The organism is Stenotrophomonas sp. 82F1, assembly GCF_056861525.1.
In genome coordinates this window covers 37821-57011 of sequence record NZ_JBSPUD010000019.1, presented here as the reverse complement: position 1 = coordinate 57011, position 19191 = coordinate 37821, and the positions used below count along the sequence as shown (strand labels likewise).

Here is a 19191-nt window from a genome sequence, read left to right as displayed (position 1 = left end):
CCGATCCTTCAACCGCATGCGCACACTGTCCCCCCGGCTCAACCTGGGCAAGCTGATCCTTGCCCTGGCCCTGCTCAGCGCCGTCATCGCCCTGGCCAATACACTGCTGGCCAGCTATCGCGTGCAGCGCGACCAGCTGGTGGGAAACACCCTGGAAGCCAACCGTGTGTATGCCACCAAGCTGGCCGAGACCACGCAGAATTTCCTGCTGGCGGCGCAGCAGCAGCTGGCCTATGCCGCCACCCGGCTTGGCAACAGCGACATGGATCCTGCGCAGGCCCAGGATGAGGCCAGTCGCCTGCAGCTGCAGTCCAGCAGCTTCAATTCTTCGCTGGTGGTGGCCAGCGACGGACGGGTGATCGCGACCTCGCCGCAGAGCCTGCAGCTGCAGGGCGAGATCCTGCGCAGCGCGGGCAGCAAGGCGGCGCTCGAGCGGCGCGAGCCGATGATCAGCGACCCCTACCAGTCGGCCACCGGCAAGCTGCTGATCTCGATCTCGCACCCGGTGTTCGACCGCAGCGGCCAGTACCGCGGTTATGTCAGCGGCACCCTGTACCTGCGCCAGCGCAGCGCCCTCAACACCCTGCTGGGTACGCACTACTACCGCGATGGTTCCTACCTGTACGTGGTGGATCGCCATGGCCGCCTGATCTATCACATCAATCCCAAGGAAGTGGGTACCTACGCGTTGAACAACCCGGCGGTGAAAGAGGTGATGCGCGGCCAGCGCGGTGCGCAGCAGGTGCGCAACAACCACCAGGTGGCGATGCTGGCCGGCTACGCGCCCGTCGCGGCGACCGGCTGGGGCATCGTCGCGCAGCGCCCGACCGAGGCGACGCTGCAGCCGCTATCACGGCTGATGTCGGCGGTGATCTGGAATGCCATTCCGCTGGGCGTGCTGTCGCTGCTGATCACCTGGTGGTTCGCCCGCCGCATTTCGCTGCCGCTGTGGCAGCTGGCGCGCAACGTGCAGGATGGCGAAGACACCGGCAACGCAATCAGCCATGTCAATGGCATCCGCGCGTGGTACTTCGAAGTGGCGCAGCTGAAACAGGCCGTGCTGTACAGCTTCAATGCGCTGCAGGACCGGATCGGCACGCTCAACCGCGCCAGCCGCACCGATCCGCTGACCGGCCTGCTCAACCGGCGCGGGCTGCAGCAGGCGCTCGACGCGCTGCAGGCGCAGGGCCTGCCGTTTGCGATCCTGACGCTGGATATCGACCGCTTCAAGTCGATCAACGACAGCCACGGTCACGACATCGGTGATGCGGCCATCGTGCATATCGCCGAACAGATGCGCCGCCATTCGCGCGAGACCGACGTGCTGTGCCGCGCCGGTGGCGAGGAGTTCCTGGTACTGCTGCCGGGCGTTGGCATCGAAGCGGCCCGGCAGACCGGCGAGCGCCTGCGCCAGGCCATCGCCGACGAGCCCTTCGCCCCGGTGGGCACCATCACCGTGTCGCTGGGCGTGGCCCACTTCCCCAGTTTCCACACCGATCCGGAACAGGCACTGCGCCTGGCCGACAAGGCCCTGTACCTGGCCAAGGAGCAGGGCCGCAACCGGGTCGTGGTGTACCCGCACGCCGATTGAGCACATCGATTGAAGCGGGATGCGCCGGGACCGGTCCGGGGCATCCCGCAATGACGCATCAGCCCAGCGGGGTGAGCAGGCGCGGGCCTTCCTGCGCGCGTCCGACCATGTACACACCGCCTTCGGGCAGCAGATCGGTTCCGGCGACCAGGGCGTCCTCACCGGTCTTCCACGGTGCCCGCTGGCGCGGGCCGGGGATGTAGGCGGACCAGCGGCCGTAGCGCTCGCGCGAATCCTCGAAGGCGTAGCGCACCGGTACGCGCACGGTCCAGAAGTCGCGATCCTTCGCCTCGCCAGTGGTGGGTGGGGTGAACGTCCAACGTTTCGCATTCCGGACGCTGGCCTTGGCCAGGATATCGCGTAGCTGGTTCATCGCGCGCGCGGTGCCAATCACGGTCAGATTGGTCTGCTCGGCGATCACATCAGCCACCCTGCCATCACGGCCGACCTTGACCAGCAGCATGACCGTGCCCTCGCCCTGCATCGTCACCGCCATCGGTGGGTACTCCGGCGCGCGCAGTCCGTTGCTGGTCACCTTGTCGGTGCTGACCTCACGCTCGCCACCTGCTTTGCTGAAATTGGCATCGACCAGGCGCACACGCATGCTGCCTTCGTCCGGGTTGTCGGCGATCAGCCGCAGGCGCACCGCAGTGCGTGCCTGTACGGGCTTGCCATCGACCAGCACCGGTTCGAAACGCCAGCCCTGCACGGCGTTGTCCACGAAGCCGGCAATACCCGCATCGACTTTTTCGCGACTGTCGAGCTGGAACATTTCAACCTGGCCTTCGCGGCCGATGTCGATGACGCCGCTGAGGGTCATGCTGGCCTCGGCCTGCTTGCGTACCTCGCGCGCGGTCTGCGCAGCGGCGGTATCGACCAGGGCGGCACCGCCACCCACGGCAAGGGCCAACGCCAGGAAAAGAGAAGAACGCATCACAGCCACTCCTTGTGCATGAAAACGATGAAGTCTGACGCCCGGGCCTATGCAACCTGGGGTCGGTTGGCCGACATCACTGCTCGGCAAGCGGGGTCAACAGACGCAGCCCGCGGGTGGCGCCGTCGACCATGTACACGCCGCCGGCCGGCAACAGGTCACTGCCGACCTGCGCGGCATCCCCGGTGGTGCGCCACGGGGCCTGCTGGCGCGGGCCGGGGATGTAGGCCTGCCAGCGCCCGTAGGGGCTGGGCGGTTGCCTGCTGCCCGTCTCGCTCAGCGCGAAGGTGACCGGCACGCGCACGGTCCAGAACGCCAGGCCTTTGTCCTCACCGGAGGTCGGCGGCGTGAACGTCCACTTGCGGGCCTCGCTGATGCTGGCCTTGGCCAGCATGTCGCGCATCTTCTTCATTACGTGTTCGGGTGCGACCACGCCCATGTTCACCTGTTCGGCGACGACATCGGCAACCGCACCGCCGCGCTCGACCTTGACCAGCAGCATCACCTCGCCCTGTGCGCCGACGCGGAAAGCCGCTTCCGGATAGCGCGGAGGCCGCATCTGCTCGGCAGTCACCGCGTCGGTGGCCTTGTCGTCATATTCGCTGAAGTCCACGCTGGTCATGCGCACTTCCGTGTTGCCGTCGGCCCCGGGCCGGCCCAGCAGACGCACGCGCAACGGCGCATGTTTTGCCACGGGCCTGCCGTCCACCAGGGTGGGTTCGAACTGCCACTTGCGGATCGTGCCGTCCACGAACGCAGCGATGGCAGGCGTGATCGATGCCCGCTGGTCGAGCACCAGGCCGGAGACCGCGCCATCTGCGGCGACATCGATGTTGCCGGTCAAGACCATGCTGGCTTCGGCGGTGGCACGCACCGCGCGCGTGCTCTGCGCTGCGGCATCGGTGCTGAGCAGGGAGCCCGCCGTGCCGATCGCAAGCGCGAAGGCGAGAAACAGGGGAGAACGCATCATGGCCCGATCCTTGGTGATGAAAGTGCCGAGATTACCGGAGTTCCGCGCCATCGGCACAGCCGATCACGCCAACCGCTGCGCAGCCGAATAGGGTGGCGTGTCCGGATAATCACCGTCCGCAAAGCGCGCCTGCAGCCCCTGCCACCAGGCGGGATCGAACAGATGCCGGTAGTGCTCGCGCACCGCTGCCAGCTCCTGCGCCGGCAAGCCCATGAACGGCCCGAACCGCTCAGGGAACACATCGCGTGGACCGACATGAAACCAGGGCTCATCGGCCATCGCTTCTTCCGGTGAGCCTGGCGTGGGCCAGGCGCGGAATACGCAGTCGCTGACCAGGCACAACTCGTCGTAGTCGTAGAACACGGCACGGCCGTGGCGCGACACGCCGAAGTTCTTCGGCAGCATGTCACCGGGGAAGATGTTGTTGCGCGCCATGTCGGTGATTGCCTGCGCGTAGTCGAGTACGGCTGCGAGCACGGCCTCGCCGGCCTGCTCGCGCAGGTAGAGGTTCAGTGGCCGGAAGCGGCGCTGCACGTAGCACAACGCGATCTCCACCTCGTCGCCATCCACGCGCACGCTCTGCGCACACTGCTGCAACAGTTCGTCCAGCAACGCAGGGGCAAAGCGTCCGCGCGGGAAACGCAGGTGCCGGTAGGGCTGTGCATCGAGCAGGCGACCGACGCGATCGAGGTTGAACACCAGCGCGTACTTTTCCTCCACCTGCTGCCGCGACATCGCCTTGGGCCAGGCGAAGCGATCGCGGATCAGCTTGAACACCAGCGGATAGCTGGGCAGGGTGAACACCGCCATGACCATGCCCGGCGTGCCTTCGGCATGCGCCAGGCGCTCGTTCGGGTGTTCATTGAAGTGGCGGAAGAACGTCCGGTAGCGCTCGGTCTTGCCCTGCTTGGCACGTCCGAGCACGGTGTAGATTTCGTCGATCGGCTTGCCCGGCAACAGGCTGCGCAGGAACACCACCGCATCGCCAACGGTGGCCAAGTCGGCCTGGAAATAGCTGCGCGACACACCGAACAGATGGGCGACATCGCGGCGCCGGGTCAGCACGGCATCGGCGCGCAGACCCTGATCGTCGTTGACCAGCGCGATCACGCACGGCGAGAAACGGTGTTCGCCGAACACGCGTCCGACCAGATAGGCGCGACGCTCGCGGTAGAACACGGTATCGAGCAGTTCGATGCTGCGCACCGGCGTGTCACCCCAGTGCGCCAGATCGTCCTGCAGGCGCACGGCGATGGCGGCAGCACAGCGCAGCTGGTGCGCATACGGAACGTCGAAGCGGTAGTCGCCCAGCACCCGCTGCAGCGCCTCCACCGGCCGCGTCGGCGAAACGGCATAGGTATGCCGCGCCACCGGATGAGTGATTGCATCGGAGGGCTCGACATCGAAGGCGATGAACTCCACGTCCGGGTCCACGCCGCGGATGGCGAACAGGCGTCGCGACAGGGTGTTGTAGAAGGTCTTGTACAGCTCGGCATCGATCAGGCCCTGCAGCAGGGCGCTGTAGCGCGCGTGCACCTGCAGCCACAGCGCGCGTTCGCTGATGGCGTCACCGGCCAGCCGACGCAGCGCATCCATCTGCTCGGCGATGCACTGGTCGTACAGGGCAATGCGCTCTACCGCATCATGACGTGCCGCCGCCCAGTCACGCTGCTGGAAACGCACGCGGGCACGCGCCGAGATCGCGGCGAATCGCGCATGGTAGTCCTCGAAGCCATCACGGATGGCATCAGCGATGCGCGGTGCAAGTTCGGCGGAAATGACAGCGGGCGGCATGTACGGCTCACGACGGAGAACCGATGCCACCATACGCTGGCGTGGGGTGGCTTGTGTAGAGCCGAAGGCCGCTGCTCCTGCGGCAGCCTTCGGCCCCACCGCCATGCGCCCGGCTCAGATCGCCAGTTCGGCCTCCACGTCCTGCACCTTGCGCCGCGCCAGGGCGAGGTTGGACTTGGCCCGGTCCAGCACGATGTAGAAGAACAGGCCCTTCTTCTTCGCCACCGGGCGCATGATGTGGTACGCCTTGCCGAGCGAGATCAGGATGTCCTCGATGCCATCGTTGAGGTTCAGCGAGGCGGCGGTTTTCATCTTCGCGCGGATCACTTCGGTATTGCCGGCCGCAGCCACTTCCATGTCCATGCCCGAACCGGCTTCGCCCAGCAGCATGCCGCTCTCGTAGTCGACCAGCGCCACGGCCTGCGCGCCATCGATACCCATCAGTGCAGTCAACGAATCATTCAATCCAGCCACGTTGCACCCCTCTCAATGTTGGTTCGAGCCCCTCGTTCCCCTGCGGCCGGGCTCACGATCCGCTGAGTTCGGCCAGGATCGCCTGGCCACATTCCCTGCTCTGCCACAGCACCTGGCCGATCACGCTGCGCTGGTCGCAGGCCGCCATCAGCAGCAGCGGTGCCCGCCCTTCGGCCTGGATGGCCAGCATCAGCACCTTGCCGCCGGCGGCCTCCAGCATCAGCGTCTGCAGATCGCCCAGTGCCAGCTCGCGCCCCACCGCCGCGGCCAGGGCCAGCATCGCGCTGGTCATCGCCGCCAGTCGCTCGCCGCGCCCTTCCGCACCGGCGCTGACCAGGGCAAAGCCATCAACGCTGGCCAGCACCACGGTCCGAACCCCTTCCACCCGCTGCTGCAGGTCCTGCAGCAACGGCTGCAGGCGCTCACGCTGGTGGGCGTCGGGCAACGGCGCGCCTTGTCCATCAGCCATGTGCGGCCACCAGTGCATGCGCTTCCATTTCGCTCATCAGTACGTCCATCAGCAGCAGTCCTTGTTCGCGATCACGGGCGTCCACCGCCAGCAACGGCAGCGGCTGGCCATCGAGACGGGCGCGCTCGGCCCAGTCATCCAGTGCCGCTGCCGGCACTTGGTCAAGATGGGTCACCGCCACCACCAGGGCCAAAGCCGGACCGAACGGGCGCAGCACCTGCAGGTAGGCGTCCAGTTCAGCGGCCACCCCGGCCCGGCGCGCATCCAGCAGCAGCACGGCACCGCGTGCGCCCTGCAGCAGGATCGGCCACAGGAAATCAAAGCGCTGCTGGCCGGGCGTGCCATACAGGCGCAGCCTCTCACCGTTGGGCAGGTCGATATCGGCGTAGTCCAGCGCCACCGTGGTCGACGCCTTGTCCGCCCCCGCGCGGTCGCTGTTGGCTACATCGGTATCGACCACCGCCCCAGCGGCGATGCTGCGTACCAAGGTCGATTTGCCGCTGCCCATGCCACCGAGCACCACCACCTTGTGCTCACGCATCGCGGTCACTCCCGCGCAGCGTGCGCCACAGGCGTGCGAGCAGGCCGGTGTCGGCAGTGCTGGCACGTGCGCCCGCCAGCGGTGCGGCAGGCGCAACCTGCAGCTGTGCATAACCGCACAGGTAGGCGGCGTGGATGAAATCGCGTACGGCGGCGGCGGGAAGATCCAGCAGCATCGCGCATTCGTCCACCGTGCAGGCACGCTTGAGCAGCAGCGAACACAGACGGAAGCCATCGTGATCGTGGCCGAGCACGCGGAAATCCGGCCAGCGCAGCAGCTTCACCGAGGCGCCGCGCAGGCGCTCATCCAACGCCTGCCAGTGGCGGCTGCGCTGCGCCCATTGCCACAGCAGCGGACGCAGCGGCAGTCGCGTGCGATCCCCGGCCAGCGCCTGCAACTGCGCCGGCTGCAGCGCATCCAGATACAGCTGCTCGAAGCCCTGTGCCAGCCGCTCCACCAGCACCGTGGCCGGCTCGTGCAGCAGCACCGCCTGGTCCTGTTCCAGATCCAGCAGCAGCAACGGCTCTGCGCCCTCGCCCAACAGCGCCTGGCCCTGCCGCAAGGGCAGCCGCTCGCGCAGCAGACGAGTGATCGCATGCGCGCCGTCAGCGAGACGAATCGGTGTCGCTTCGGTACCAGCCTGCATGCCGCGCAGTGCCCGTCCTATCGCGCCATCATCCAGCACGTGCTGGCCGCCATCGCCCTCGCGCAACTGCCCACCGAGGTCTTCGATCCAGCAGTGCAGCCGCGGGCGCTGCTGGCGCATGCGCAGTGCCGCGTTGCGCAGCGCCGGCGTATCGCGGATCACCAGCAGGTCGCAGTCGTCCAGGTCCTGGCTGCGGCGGATCTGCCCGTCGGGCAGCGCCGAGGCCAACCGCAGTCGTTGCAGCAGGGCCTGTTCGCCCTGGATATCGGTTCCCACTACGAGCACGCGTGCCATCCGTGTTCCCCGTGCGACCACCTCCCCGGCGGTCTCGCATCGCAAAGGCTAGGCCATGGCTTGCCGCCATCGTCGTGATCGACTGCTCATATTGGTGGCAGTGGCAAACACGCACGCATCCGTTCTGCGACGGCCATCGCGGGCAAGTTTCATGCCGTGTTGACGGCATTCCGACAGACGACGGATTTCACGGTTCCGGGCCCGAGTGGACCTACGCCACGGGCGGGGTCAGATCCCTCTGCGGTGCACAGGGATCTGACCCCGGCCCGCAAAAAAGAAACCCGCGCCGAAGCGCGGGTTTCAAGGTCACGACCGGACAGCGATGGATCAGCCGCGCAGCTGCTCCAGCGCAGCATTGAAGGTCGCACTCGGACGCATCGCGGCAGCGGCCTTGGCCACGTCCGGACGGTAGTAGCCACCGATGTCCACGGCCTTGCCCTGCACCGCGATCAGCTCGTCAACGATCTTCTGCTCGTTGTCGGCCAGTGCCTTGGCCAGCGGAGCGAAGCGTGCCTGCAGTGCAGCGTCTTCGTTCTGCGCAGCCAGCGCCTGTGCCCAGTACAGCGCGATGTAGAAGTGGCTGCCGCGGTTGTCGATGCCACCCAGCTTGCGCGACGGCGACTTGTCGTTGTCCAGGAACTGGCCGTTGGCCTCGTCCAGTGCCTTGGCCAGCACGCGCGCAGCGGCGTTGTCGTAACGATTGCCGAGGTGCTCCAGCGACGCGGCCAGGGCCAGGAATTCACCCAGCGAATCCCAGCGCAGGTAGTCCTCTTCGACGAACTGCTGCACGTGCTTCGGGGCCGAACCACCTGCGCCGGTCTCGAACAGGCCACCACCGGCCATCAGCGGCACGATCGACAGCATCTTGGCGCTGGTGCCCAGCTCCATGATCGGGAACAGGTCGGTGAGGTAATCGCGCAGCACGTTGCCGGTCACCGAAATGGTGTCCTCGCCCTTGCGGATGCGGGCCAGCGAGAACGCGGTCGCTTCCACCGGCGGCAGGATGCGGATGTCCAGGCCGTTGGTGTCGTGGTCCTTCAGGTACGTCTCGACCTTGGCGATGACCTGCGCGTCGTGGGCACGGGCGGCGTCCAGCCAGAACACGGCCGGGGTGCTGCTCAGGCGGGCGCGTTCGACGGCCAGCTTGACCCAGTCCTGGATCGGCGCGTCCTTGGTCTGGCACATGCGCCAGATGTCGCCCGCTTCCACGGCGTGTTCGAACACCACGGTGCCGGCGTCGTCGGTGACCTTGACCACGCCGTCGGCAGCGATCTGGAAGGTCTTGTCGTGCGAACCGTACTCTTCAGCCTTCTGCGCCATCAGGCCGACGTTGGGCACCGAGCCCATGGTGGCCGGATTGAAGGCACCGTTGGCCTTGCAGTCGTCGATGACGGCCTGGTACACGCCGGCGTAGCAGCGGTCCGGAATGACCGCCTTGGTGTCCTGCAGCTTGCCTTCGGCGTTCCACATCTTGCCGGAGTCGCGGATCATCGCCGGCATCGAGGCGTCGACGATCACGTCGCTCGGCACGTGCAGGTTGGTGATGCCCTTGTCCGAGTTGACCATGGCCACGCCCGGGCGCTGTGCGTACTCGGCAGCCAGGTCGGCTTCGATGGCGGTGCGGGTGGCTTCGGGCAGCGACGGCAGGCGCGCGGCCAGGTCACCGATGCCGTTGTTGGCATCGAAACCGGCCTGCTTGAGCACGTCGGCGTGCTTGGCCAGCACGTCCTTGTAGAACTCGTTGACCGCCACGCCGAACATGATCGGGTCGGAGACCTTCATCATGGTCGCCTTCAGGTGCAGCGAGAACAGCACGCCCTGGGCCTTGGCATCGGCAATCTGCTCGCCGATGAAAGCAGCCAGTGCCTTGCGGCTCATCACCGCGGCGTCGACGATCTCGCCGGCCTTGACCGCGGTCTTTTCCTTCAGCACGACGGTGCTGCCGTCCTTGCCGTGGAAGGTGATCTTCAGCGAACCGGCGTTGGCCAGCGTGGCCGACTTCTCGCTGCCGTAGAAATCACCAGCGGCCATGTGCGCGACGTGCGACTTCGAATCGGACGCCCAGGCGCCCATGCGGTGCGGATGCTTGCGGGCGTAGTTCTTCACCGACAGCGGCGCGCGCCGGTCGGAGTTGCCTTCGCGCAGTACCGGGTTCACCGCGCTGCCCTTGACCTTGTCGTAGCGCGCCTTGTAGTCGCGCTGCTGGTCGTCAGCCGGGGTTTCCGGATAATCCGGCAGCGGATAACCCTGGTCCTGCAGTTCCTTGATGGCTGCCTTCAGCTGCGGCACCGAGGCGGAGATGTTCGGCAGCTTGATGATGTTGGCGTCGGGGGTGGTCGCCAGCTGGCCCAGCTCGGCCAGGTCATCGTTGACCTTCTGCGCATCGCTCAGCAGTTCCGGGAACAGCGACAGGATGCGGCCGGACAGCGAGATGTCACGGGTTTCCACGGCGATGCCGGCGGTGGAGGTATAGGCGTCGACGATCGGCAGCAGCGACTGGGTGGCCAGGAACGGTGCTTCGTCGGTCAGCGTGTAGAGGATCTTGGACATGGGGGACTTGGACTCTGTAGCAGTGCTCAGGGGAAGGCCGGCGCCAGCGCCGGGCCACGTGCAACCGTGTCGCTTTCCTCCGCCGCCGTCAGGGTGGGCGCGCGCCGGAGAAACCCCTGCATTGTCGCGTTTTCAGCCGCGCGGGGCAAAGCCGCGCCATACGCGGCGGTACTGCGCCCAGGCAACGCTGTGATCCATCCACGCATGGCGTGGACGGATGCACCACGTGCCGGGCGTCAGTAGATCCACGCCATGCGTGGATGGAGATGCCGCGTGCCGGTCTCCGGTAGATCCACGCCATGCGTGGATGGAGCCTTCGCGCAAAAGCCACAAACAAAAAAGGACGCAGCCTCGCGGCTGCGTCCATCGTGAGTCCAACCGGGAGAGAGTCGGCGGGACTTACTTGACCTCGAACTCCTGCGGCGTTCCGGCCGCCTTACCATCGACCATGACTTCGGCGCGGTACTTGCCGGCCGGCCAGCCATTGGCATTCTTGAAGGTGATGTTGGTGGTCTCTGCACCGCTGGTGTTCAGGGTCGCGTTCTGCTCACCGGCCACCTGGCCATCCTGGAAGGTCAGCTTGGCGCCAACGGTGACATTGTTGGCCGCGCCATCGGTCTTCACCGAGACGATGACATCGTCCTTCGGCGCGAACAGGGCGGCAGTGGCCACCGACTTGTCAGCAGCGGCAGACTTGCCGACAGTGACGGCGGACACAGCAACGGCCGATGCAGCCATCGGCGGCGGCGCGCCGGTCATCGGAGCGGGCGCTTCGGCCGGCGTGGTTGCCGCCGGAGCCGCGTTGTTGTCTGCGGTTTCTTCCTTCTTCTTGCAGCCCACCAGGGCGACACTGCCCAGCAGCGCGGCCAGCAGGGCATTCTGAAGCGGGGTCGTCTTGATCATTCGGGGTTCCTCCCAGGGATTGTCGGACGGCGATTGGATCGCCGGTATTACTTCGGCGGCAGTTTCAGGGTCTGGCCCGGGAAGATCTTGTCCGGGTCGTCGAGCACGTCGCGGTTGGCTTCGAAGATCTTCTTCCAGGCGTTGGCATCGCCCAGGTGCTGCTTGGCGATCTTCGACAGCGAATCCCCCTTCTGCACGGTGTAGGTGCCACCGCTGGCCACCTCGGCGGTACTGTCCACCGAGGCACTGACGCCGGAAAAGTCCGCCTTGGGGACCTGCTGGGCGGTACTGTCGACGCTGCCACTGACGCCGGAGAAATCGGCTTTCTTCTCGGTACTCATCCACACACTCCCGTCTGTATGACTACATGGCTGGCACGGTGTCATAGAGGTTGTTAAATGGGGATGGTGCCGATGTGAAGCCGCCCCCGGGGTGGCTGAACAATCGAGGCGGAACGCCGCTGCTGGGCTCGCCGGGCATGGCCCGGCGCTACCCGTCACAGTGCGGCCCCACGGTAGCGCCGGGCCATGCCCGGCGACGCTTATTGCCGCAGTTCGCGGTAGGTCGCGGCCGGGGCGGCGATGCCGGGGCTGGCGCGCCACGGGTTGATGTCCAGGCCACCGCGACGGGTATAGCGGGCTTCCACTTCCAGCCACTGCGGCCGGCAGCGCGCGGACACTTCGCTGAAGATGCGCTCGACGCACTGCTCATGGAACTCGGCGTGCTCGCGGTAGCTGACCAGGTAGCGCAGCAGGCCGGCACGATCGATCTGCGGGCCGCGATAGCGCAGGCTGACGGTGGCCCAGTCCGGCTGGCCGGTGACCGGGCAGTTGGACTTCAGCAGGGCCGAGACCAGGGTCTCCTCCACCAGCACGTCGGCGTCGGCCGACAGATAGTCCGCCTGCGGCGGGCCATAGCAGTCGATGTCCACATCAAGGCCATCAATCAACTCGCCCAGCGGCGACTCGCGCAGCGCCGGCAGCCCGAACGTGACCTGGACCGGGGCACCGGCGCAGGCCGACAGATCGGCGACGAGGCGCTCGCGCAGGGCATCGGCACTGTCCAGGCGGGTGCTGTTGAGCGAGTTCAGGTACAGCTTGAACGACTTCGACTCGATCAGCCGCGGCGAGGTGCACGGCACCTGCACGGTGGCGACGGCGACCTGCGGTTTGCCACGCGGGTCGAGCCAGCTCAGCTCGAAGGCGTGCCAGCGGTCGTGGCCGACGAACGGCAGCGCGGCCTCGTCGAGGCCGATCTCGGCGCGGGCGCCGACGCGGGGGATGGGAAACAGCAGGCCGGGATCGTACTGCGACGGGTAACTGACCTCGCGACCGAGGCTGGAATCCTGTGGGGTGTTCATGGTGCTTATTGTATCGCGCGTGGAGCGGGCCTTCGGCCGGGTCGGCCAACGGCGGAGCCCCTCCGTGGTGGGTGGGTTGGTCGCGTACAGCCGGGATTCTGGGGTTGGCCGGGCGGGGAGGCTGGGCAGGGGGCGCTGCAAGTACGTCCATGTAAGCTCGGTCGCCGCATCCATGCGGCTCACGCCCCTGCCCAGCCTCCCCGCCCGGCCTCTGACAGTTTCCTGCGCGCGGCGGCCGCCACGGGAAAGATCAGAAAAATCAAAATCAAAAGCAGGATCAAAAGCCGATCCTTCAGACATTCATGACGTCTGCCATCCACGCGTGGCGTGGATCTACCGTGTCGACCAAGGTCGACACCCACCAGAAGCAGCACAGAACGCTGTTCCGACAGATCGCGGAAATCTGTCGAAGGCGGGGTGGGTCCGGTTGCGGGGGTGTCCGCGGCATGGATGCCGCGGCCAAGCCCCCAGGGATGGGTTTACGGCGTCCCCCGCAACCGGATCCACCCCGCCATCCCACGAATAGCCAGCTTTTGCCGTTGCTCCTGCTGTTGCCGCTGCCTCGGCGGGTGCAGGGCTGCAAGCCCTGCCTGCAACCCTCACCCCGCCGGGGTGCCGGCACCATGCAGATAATCCAGGCTCACCTGCAGCAGCGCGCGGAATCCGACATCCAGCGCCTTCTCATCCAGCAGGAACTTCGGCGAATGATTGGCCGGCGCCGTCGCCGGGTCGATGCCCACGCTGGTCGAGCCGACAAAGAAGAACATGCCCGGCACTTCCTTGGCGTACAGCGAGAAATCCTCCGCGCCCATCTGCAGCGGCGGCTCGTACACATTGTCCTTGCCCACCACCGCCTGCAGGCTTGGCAGCATCTTCGCGGTCAACGCCGGGTCGTTCACCGTGGCCGGGTTGCCTTCCAATTCGTAGATGTCGGTCACCGCCTTGGCGCCATGCGCGGCAGCCGTGTGCTCGGCCACGTTGCGCAGGTCGGCGAAGATCTGCTGGCGCATGCCCTCGTCGAAGGTGCGGATGGTGCCGACCATCTCCACTTCATCGGGAATGATGTTGTAGCGGATGCCGCCGTTGATCGCGCCGAAGGTCAGCACCGCCGGCTGCTTGGAGAGGTTGGCGCGGCGGCTGACGATGGTCTGTGCGGTGCCGATCAGATCGGCAGTGGCCACGATCGGGTCGACGCCGTTCCACGGTGCCGAGCCATGCGTCTGCCGGCCGATCACCTTGATGCCGAAACGATCGGACGCGGCCATCAGCGGGCCACCGCGCACCGCGATCTGACCTGCCTGCACGCTGGAGAACACATGCAGGCCGAACACGGCTTCCGGCTTGAAGTCGGCAAACAGGCCTTCCTTCAACATCAGCGCGGCACCGCCCTCTTCCGGCGGCGGCGCACCTTCCTCGGACGGCTGGAAGATCAGCATCACTTGGCCCGGCAGGTCCTTCTTCATCGCCACCAGCGCTTCGGCCACGCCCAGCAGGGTGGCGGTGTGTGCGTCATGGCCACACGCATGCATCACGCCTACGGTCTGCCCGCGGTACTGCGCGGTGGCCTTGGAGGCGAACGGCAGGCCGGTCTGCTCGGTCACCGGCAGTGCGTCCATGTCCGCACGCAGGGCGATCTTCGGGCCGGGCTTGCCGCCTTCGATGATCGCCACCACGCCGTGGTGGGCGATGCCGGTCTTCGGCTTCAGGCCCATCGCACGCAGGCGCTTGGCGACCTCGGCGGAGGTGCGCTCCTCGCGGTTGGACAGCTCCGGGTGCTGGTGGAAATCGCGTCGCCATTCAACCACCTTGGCCTGCAGGCGCTGCGCGGCGGCGGTCACTTCCGGGCGCTGGGCGTCCTCGGCATGGGCAAGGGCCGGCAGGGCCAGCAGCAGGGCGGACAGCAGCAACGAACGGCGCATCTCGATCTCCACGGAAGGGGTCTGCACCTGAATGTAGGGCAACCTCGTCGCCACGGGAACCTCCACCGTCGCCCACCGGTCTGAGCGCCCGTCCCATCCGTCATGCAGGAAACCCGGTGGGCCACAGGTATGCTTTGCGCATTGCCACCCGGGGTGCCACCCCGTCCAGCCCTCTTGGAGTCTTGAATGTCACGTGTTTGGAAGATCGTGCTGCTGGTCGTGGCGGTACTGGTGCTGGCCGTGGTTGGCCTGCGCGTACTCGGTGGCGGCAAGGACAAGGCCGCTGGGCAGGAAGCCGGTGCCCGCCAGGGCGGTGAGGATCCCGATGCCGGCCCGGTGCCGGTGACCGTGATCGATGCCGCACGCCAGGACGTGCCGGTGTATGCCAGCGCGCTGGGCACGGTAACCGCGATGAACACCGTGACCGTCAGCCCGCAGGTGGGCGGCCAGCTGATGAGCCTCAATTTCCGCGAAGGCCAGGAAGTGAAGAAGGGCGACGTGCTGGCGGTGATCGACCCGCGCACCGCCCAGGCCAGCTATGACCAGGCCGTCGCCTCCAAGCGCCAGAACGAGGCCCTGCTGGCCACCGCGCGCTCGAACTACCAGCGCTCGAACGCGCCGGAGTACCGCCAGTTCGTGGCCAAGACCGATCTGGATACACAACGAAACCAGGTGGCACAGTACGAAAGCGCAGTCGCCGCCAATGAAGCGAGCATGCGCTCGGCGCAGGTGCAGCTGCAGTACACCAAGGTCACCGCCCCGATCACCGGCATCGCCGGCATCCGCGCGGTCGACGCCGGCAATGTGGTCAACGCCGGCACCGCACTGGTCACCCTGACCCAGATCCATCCGATCCACGTGCTGTTCAACCTGCCCGAGCGCCAGCTCGGCGACGTGCGCCAGGCGCAGGCCGCCGGCAGCGTGCCGGTTGCAGCACTGGACCGCGCCGATTCGCACGTGCTCAGCGGCGACGGCAAGCTGGACGTGGTCGACAACCTGATCAGTGCCGACAGCGGCACCTTCAAGGCGCGCGCGGTGTTCGACAACACCGACAACGGCCTGTGGCCGGGCCAGTTCGTCAATGTGCGCATGCAGTTGCGCACCATCGGCGGCGGCGTGGTGATCCCCACCCAGGCGGTGCTGCGTGGCCCCGATGGCGAGTACGTCTACGTTGTGCAGGGCGACAACACGGTGAAGATGCAGACCGTGCGCAGCGGCGTGGAAGTGGGCGACAGCCAGGTGCAGATCGCCGAAGGCCTGAAGGGCGGCGAGCGCGTGGTCAGCGAAGGCCAGTTCCGCCTGAAGCCGGGCAGCAAGGTGACCGCGCTGAAACCGGGCGAGACGCCGGCCGCGCCGACCGAGGCCGAACTGAAGGCCGCCGAACAGAAAAGTGGCGGCAGCGGCCGTCGTGGTGGTGGTCCGCGCTGAGCGCAGGCCACCCTTTCCCTTCGCGCCGGCATCGATGCCGGCGCTGCCATTGAAGCGCCAGCAAGGATCAGTCCGTGGGCTTTTCGACGATCTTCATCCGCCGTCCCATCGCGACCTCGCTGTTGATGGCAGGTCTGTTGCTGCTGGGTATTCTTGGTTACCGCAAGCTGCCGGTGTCGGCGCTGCCGGAAATCGATGCGCCCAGCCTGGTGGTGACGACCCAGTACCCGGGTGCCAACGCCACCACCATGGCCTCGCTGGTGACCACGCCGCTGGAGCGCCAGTTCGGGCAGATCTCCGGCCTGGAACTGATGACCTCCGATTCCTCGGCGGGGTTGTCGACGATCATCCTGCAGTTCTCGATGGACCGCGACATCGACATCGCCGCACAGGACGTGCAGGCCGCAATCCGCCAGGCCACCCTGCCCTCGTCGCTGCCGTACCAGCCGGTCTACAACCGGGTGAACCCGGCCGACGCGGCCATCGTCACCCTCAAGCTGACCTCCGATACGCGGCCGCTGCGCGACGTCAACAACTACGCCGACTCGATCCTCGCCCAGCGCCTGTCGCAGGTGCAGGGCGTGGGCCTGGTGTCGATCGCCGGCAACGTGCGTCCGGCCGTGCGCATCCAGGTCAATCCGGCGCAGCTGTCGAACATGGGCCTGACCCTGGAAGAGCTGCGCAGCGCGCTCACCCAGGCCAACGTCAATGCGCCGAAGGGCTCGCTGAACGGCAAGACCCAGTCCTACAGCATCGGCACCAACGACCAGCTGGCCAGCGCCGCCGAGTACCGCGACACCATCATCAGCTACAAGAACGGCCGCCCGGTGCGGCTGTCCGACGTGGCCGAAGTGATCGATGGCGTGGAGAACGACCAGCTCGCCGCATGGGCCGATGGCAAGCCGGCGGTGCTGCTGGAAGTGCGCCGCCAGCCGGGCGCCAACATCGTGCAGACCGTCGAGCGCATCCGCGCGCTGCTGCCGCAGCTGCAGGGCGTACTGCCAGCCGACGTACACCTGGAAGTGTTCTCCGACCGTACCGAAACCATCCGTGCGTCGGTGCATGAAGTGCAGTTCACCCTGATCCTGACCATCGGCCTGGTGGTGGCGGTGATCTTCGTGTTCCTGCGCCGGTTCTGGGCCACGATCATTCCCTCGGTTGCGGTGCCGTTGTCGCTGGCCGGCACCTTCGCAGTGATGGCCTTTACCGGCATGTCGCTGGACAACCTTTCGCTGATGGCGCTGGTGGTGGCCACCGGCTTCGTGGTCGACGATGCGATCGTGATGATCGAGAACATCGTGCGCTACATCGAACAAGGCAAGAGCGGCAAGGAAGCAGCGGAGATCGGTGCACGGCAGATCGGCTTCACCGTGCTGTCGCTGACAGTTTCGCTGGTGGCGGTGTTCCTGCCGCTGCTGCTGATGCCCGGCGTCACCGGCCGCCTGTTCCACGAGTTCGCCTGGGTGCTGAGCATCGCGGTGGTGCTGTCGATGCTGATCTCGCTGACGCTCACCCCGATGATGTGCGCCTACCTGCTCAAGCCCGATGCGCTGCCCGAGGGCGAGGACGCGCACGAGCGTGCCGCCGCGGCCGGCAAGCAGAACCTGTGGACGCGCACCGTCGGCCTGTACGAGCGCAGCCTGGACTGGGTGCTGGAACACCAGCCCCTCACCCTGGCCGTGGCCGCGGCCGCGCTGGTACTGACCGTGCTGCTGTACGTGCTGATTCCCAAGGGACTGCTGCCCGAACAGGACACCGGCCTGATCACCGCCGTGGTCCAGGCCGACCAGAACATCGCGTTCCCGCAGATGGAGCAGCGCACCAAACAGGTGGCCGAAGCGCTGCGCAAGGACCCGGACGTGACCGGCGTGTCGGCCTTCATCGGCGCCGGCAGCATGAATCCCACGCTCAACCAGGGCCAGTTGTCGATCGTGCTGAAAGAGCGCGGCGAGCGCGATGGACTGGATGAGATCCTGCCGCGCCTGCAGAAATCCGTCGCCGGCATTCCCGGCGTGGCGCTGTACCTGAAGCCGGTGCAGGACGTGACCCTGGATACCCGCGTGGCCGCCACCGAGTACCAGTACTCGCTGTCGGACGTGGACAGCGCGGAGGTGGCCCTGCAGGCCAACCGCCTGACCCAGGCGCTGCGCCAGCGCCCGGAACTGGCCGACGTCGACAACAACCTGTCCAACCAGGGCCGCGCACTGGAACTGAACATCGACCGCGACAAGGCCAGCGTGCTGGGCGTGCCGATGCAGACCATCGACGACACGCTCTACGATGCGTTCGGCCAGCGCCAGATCTCGACCATCTTCACCGAGCTCAACCAGTACCGGGTGGTGCTGGAAGTGGCGCCGCAGTTCCGCACCAGCACCGCGCTGATGGAACAGCTGGCGGTCGCCTCCAATGGCGCCGGCGCACTGACCGGCACCAACGCGACCAGCTTCGGCCAGGTCACTTCCTCCAACTCGTCCACCGCCACCGGTATCGGTGCGCAGAACACCGGCATCACCGTCGGTGCGGGCAGCATCATCCCGTTGTCGGCGCTGGCCGAGGCCAAGGTATCCAGCGCGCCGCTGCTGGTCAGCCACCAGCAGCAGCTGCCTGCGGTGACGGTGTCGTTCAACGTCGCCCCGGGCTATTCGCTGTCCGATGCGGTCAAGGCCATCGAAGAGACCAAGGCCAGCCTAGACATGCCGGCGCACGTGCATGCGCAGTTCATCGGCAAGGCCGCCGAATTCACCGGCAGCCAGACCGACGTGGTGTGGCTGCTGCTGGCCTCGCTGGTGGTAATCTACATCGTGCTGGGCGTGCTGTATGAGAGCTACATCCACCCGATCACGATCATTTCGACCCTGCCGCCGGCCGGCGTCGGTGCGCTGCTGGCACTGATGGTCTGTGGCCTGAGCCTGTCGGTGGACGGCATCGTCGGCATCGTGCTGCTGATCGGCATCGTCAAGAAGAACGGCATCATGATGGTCGACTTCGCCATCGAGGCGCGGCGCACCGGCGCCAACGCGCGCGAGGCCATACGCCGCGCCTGCCTGCTGCGCTTCCGCCCGATCATGATGACCACTGCGGCGGCCATGCTCGGTGCGTTGCCGCTGGCGCTGGGCACCGGCATCGGCTCGGAACTGCGTCGCCCACTGGGCATCGCCATCGTCGGCGGCCTGCTGCTGTCGCAGCTGGTGACGCTGTACACCACGCCGGTGATCTACCTGTACATGGAACGCTTCTCGGAATGGCTTGCACGTCGCCGTGAACAGCGCGCGCTGCGCGATGGCACGCTGCAGGAGCCGCAGGCATGACCCTGGCCCC

The 19191-nt window shown here is 66.8% G+C and carries 15 protein-coding genes; 3 read left to right on the top strand and 12 right to left on the bottom strand.

Translation table 11 applies throughout. The features are described from left to right. Positions 1 to 16 precede the first annotated feature (16 nt). The gene (locus tag AC13GI_RS16630) at positions 17 to 1591 is read left to right on the top strand and encodes a sensor domain-containing diguanylate cyclase (protein WP_099820455.1); all 1575 of its coding nucleotides are present in this window, start codon (positions 17 to 19) and stop codon (positions 1589 to 1591) included. A gap of 58 nt (positions 1592 to 1649) precedes the next feature. Here AC13GI_RS16630 and AC13GI_RS16625 read toward each other — a convergent pair whose 3' ends face one another. From AC13GI_RS16625 to AC13GI_RS16570, 12 genes are all read right to left on the bottom strand, one after another. Next, positions 1650 to 2525 carry an energy transducer TonB gene (locus AC13GI_RS16625; protein ID WP_482996862.1) on the bottom strand — a complete coding sequence of 292 codons (876 nt, stop codon included), beginning with the start codon at positions 2523 to 2525 and terminating at the stop codon, positions 1650 to 1652. 76 nt (positions 2526 to 2601) lie between these two features. Further along, positions 2602 to 3495 (bottom strand): energy transducer TonB, encoded by an 894-nt coding sequence (locus AC13GI_RS16620; protein ID WP_380652925.1) that lies wholly within the window; start codon positions 3493 to 3495, stop codon positions 2602 to 2604. A 63-nt stretch (positions 3496 to 3558) separates the two neighbouring features. Then, a complete protein-coding gene (gene aceK, locus AC13GI_RS16615; protein WP_482996861.1) occupies positions 3559 to 5289 on the bottom strand; it encodes a bifunctional isocitrate dehydrogenase kinase/phosphatase in 1731 nt (576 codons plus the stop codon). A gap of 114 nt (positions 5290 to 5403) precedes the next feature. Next, the gene (locus AC13GI_RS16610; protein ID WP_089237314.1) at positions 5404 to 5763 is read right to left on the bottom strand and encodes a hypothetical protein; all 360 of its coding nucleotides are present in this window, start codon (positions 5761 to 5763) and stop codon (positions 5404 to 5406) included. A gap of 52 nt (positions 5764 to 5815) precedes the next feature. Continuing rightward, complete coding sequence (locus AC13GI_RS16605; RefSeq protein WP_099820451.1) at positions 5816 to 6232, bottom strand: roadblock/LC7 domain-containing protein; 417 nt, start codon at positions 6230 to 6232, stop codon at positions 5816 to 5818. After that, the gene (locus AC13GI_RS16600) at positions 6225 to 6773 is read right to left on the bottom strand and encodes a GTP-binding protein (protein WP_025878599.1); all 549 of its coding nucleotides are present in this window, start codon (positions 6771 to 6773) and stop codon (positions 6225 to 6227) included. The genes AC13GI_RS16605 and AC13GI_RS16600 overlap by 8 nt, the downstream gene beginning before the upstream one ends. Further along, positions 6766 to 7713, bottom strand: coding sequence for a hypothetical protein (locus AC13GI_RS16595; protein ID WP_099820450.1), 948 nt, complete (start codon positions 7711 to 7713; stop codon positions 6766 to 6768). The genes AC13GI_RS16600 and AC13GI_RS16595 overlap by 8 nt, the downstream gene beginning before the upstream one ends. 327 nt (positions 7714 to 8040) lie before the next feature. Continuing rightward, positions 8041 to 10263 (bottom strand): NADP-dependent isocitrate dehydrogenase, encoded by a 2223-nt coding sequence (locus tag AC13GI_RS16590; protein WP_099820449.1) that lies wholly within the window; start codon positions 10261 to 10263, stop codon positions 8041 to 8043. 399 nt (positions 10264 to 10662) lie between these two features. Then, positions 10663 to 11166, bottom strand: coding sequence for a hypothetical protein (locus AC13GI_RS16585; RefSeq protein ID WP_099820448.1), 504 nt, complete (start codon positions 11164 to 11166; stop codon positions 10663 to 10665). Between the two features lie 47 nt (positions 11167 to 11213). Beyond that, entirely contained in the window at positions 11214 to 11507 is a 294-nt protein-coding gene (locus tag AC13GI_RS16580) for a LysM peptidoglycan-binding domain-containing protein (RefSeq protein WP_093818171.1), read from the bottom strand. 200 nt (positions 11508 to 11707) lie between these two features. Then, on the bottom strand, positions 11708 to 12526 hold the full coding sequence (gene queF, locus AC13GI_RS16575; protein ID WP_099820447.1) for an NADPH-dependent 7-cyano-7-deazaguanine reductase QueF: 819 nt from the start codon (positions 12524 to 12526) through the stop codon (positions 11708 to 11710). A 599-nt stretch (positions 12527 to 13125) separates the two neighbouring features. After that, positions 13126 to 14445, bottom strand: coding sequence for a M20 family metallopeptidase (locus tag AC13GI_RS16570; RefSeq protein ID WP_482996860.1), 1320 nt, complete (start codon positions 14443 to 14445; stop codon positions 13126 to 13128). Between the two features lie 186 nt (positions 14446 to 14631). On the opposite strand from AC13GI_RS16570, the gene AC13GI_RS16565 reads away from it, so the two are divergent. Beyond that, complete coding sequence (locus tag AC13GI_RS16565; protein ID WP_099820446.1) at positions 14632 to 15873, top strand: efflux RND transporter periplasmic adaptor subunit; 1242 nt, start codon at positions 14632 to 14634, stop codon at positions 15871 to 15873. 74 nt (positions 15874 to 15947) lie between these two features. Next, on the top strand, positions 15948 to 19181 hold the full coding sequence (locus tag AC13GI_RS16560; protein WP_099820445.1) for an efflux RND transporter permease subunit: 3234 nt from the start codon (positions 15948 to 15950) through the stop codon (positions 19179 to 19181). Positions 19182 to 19191 lie beyond the last annotated feature (10 nt).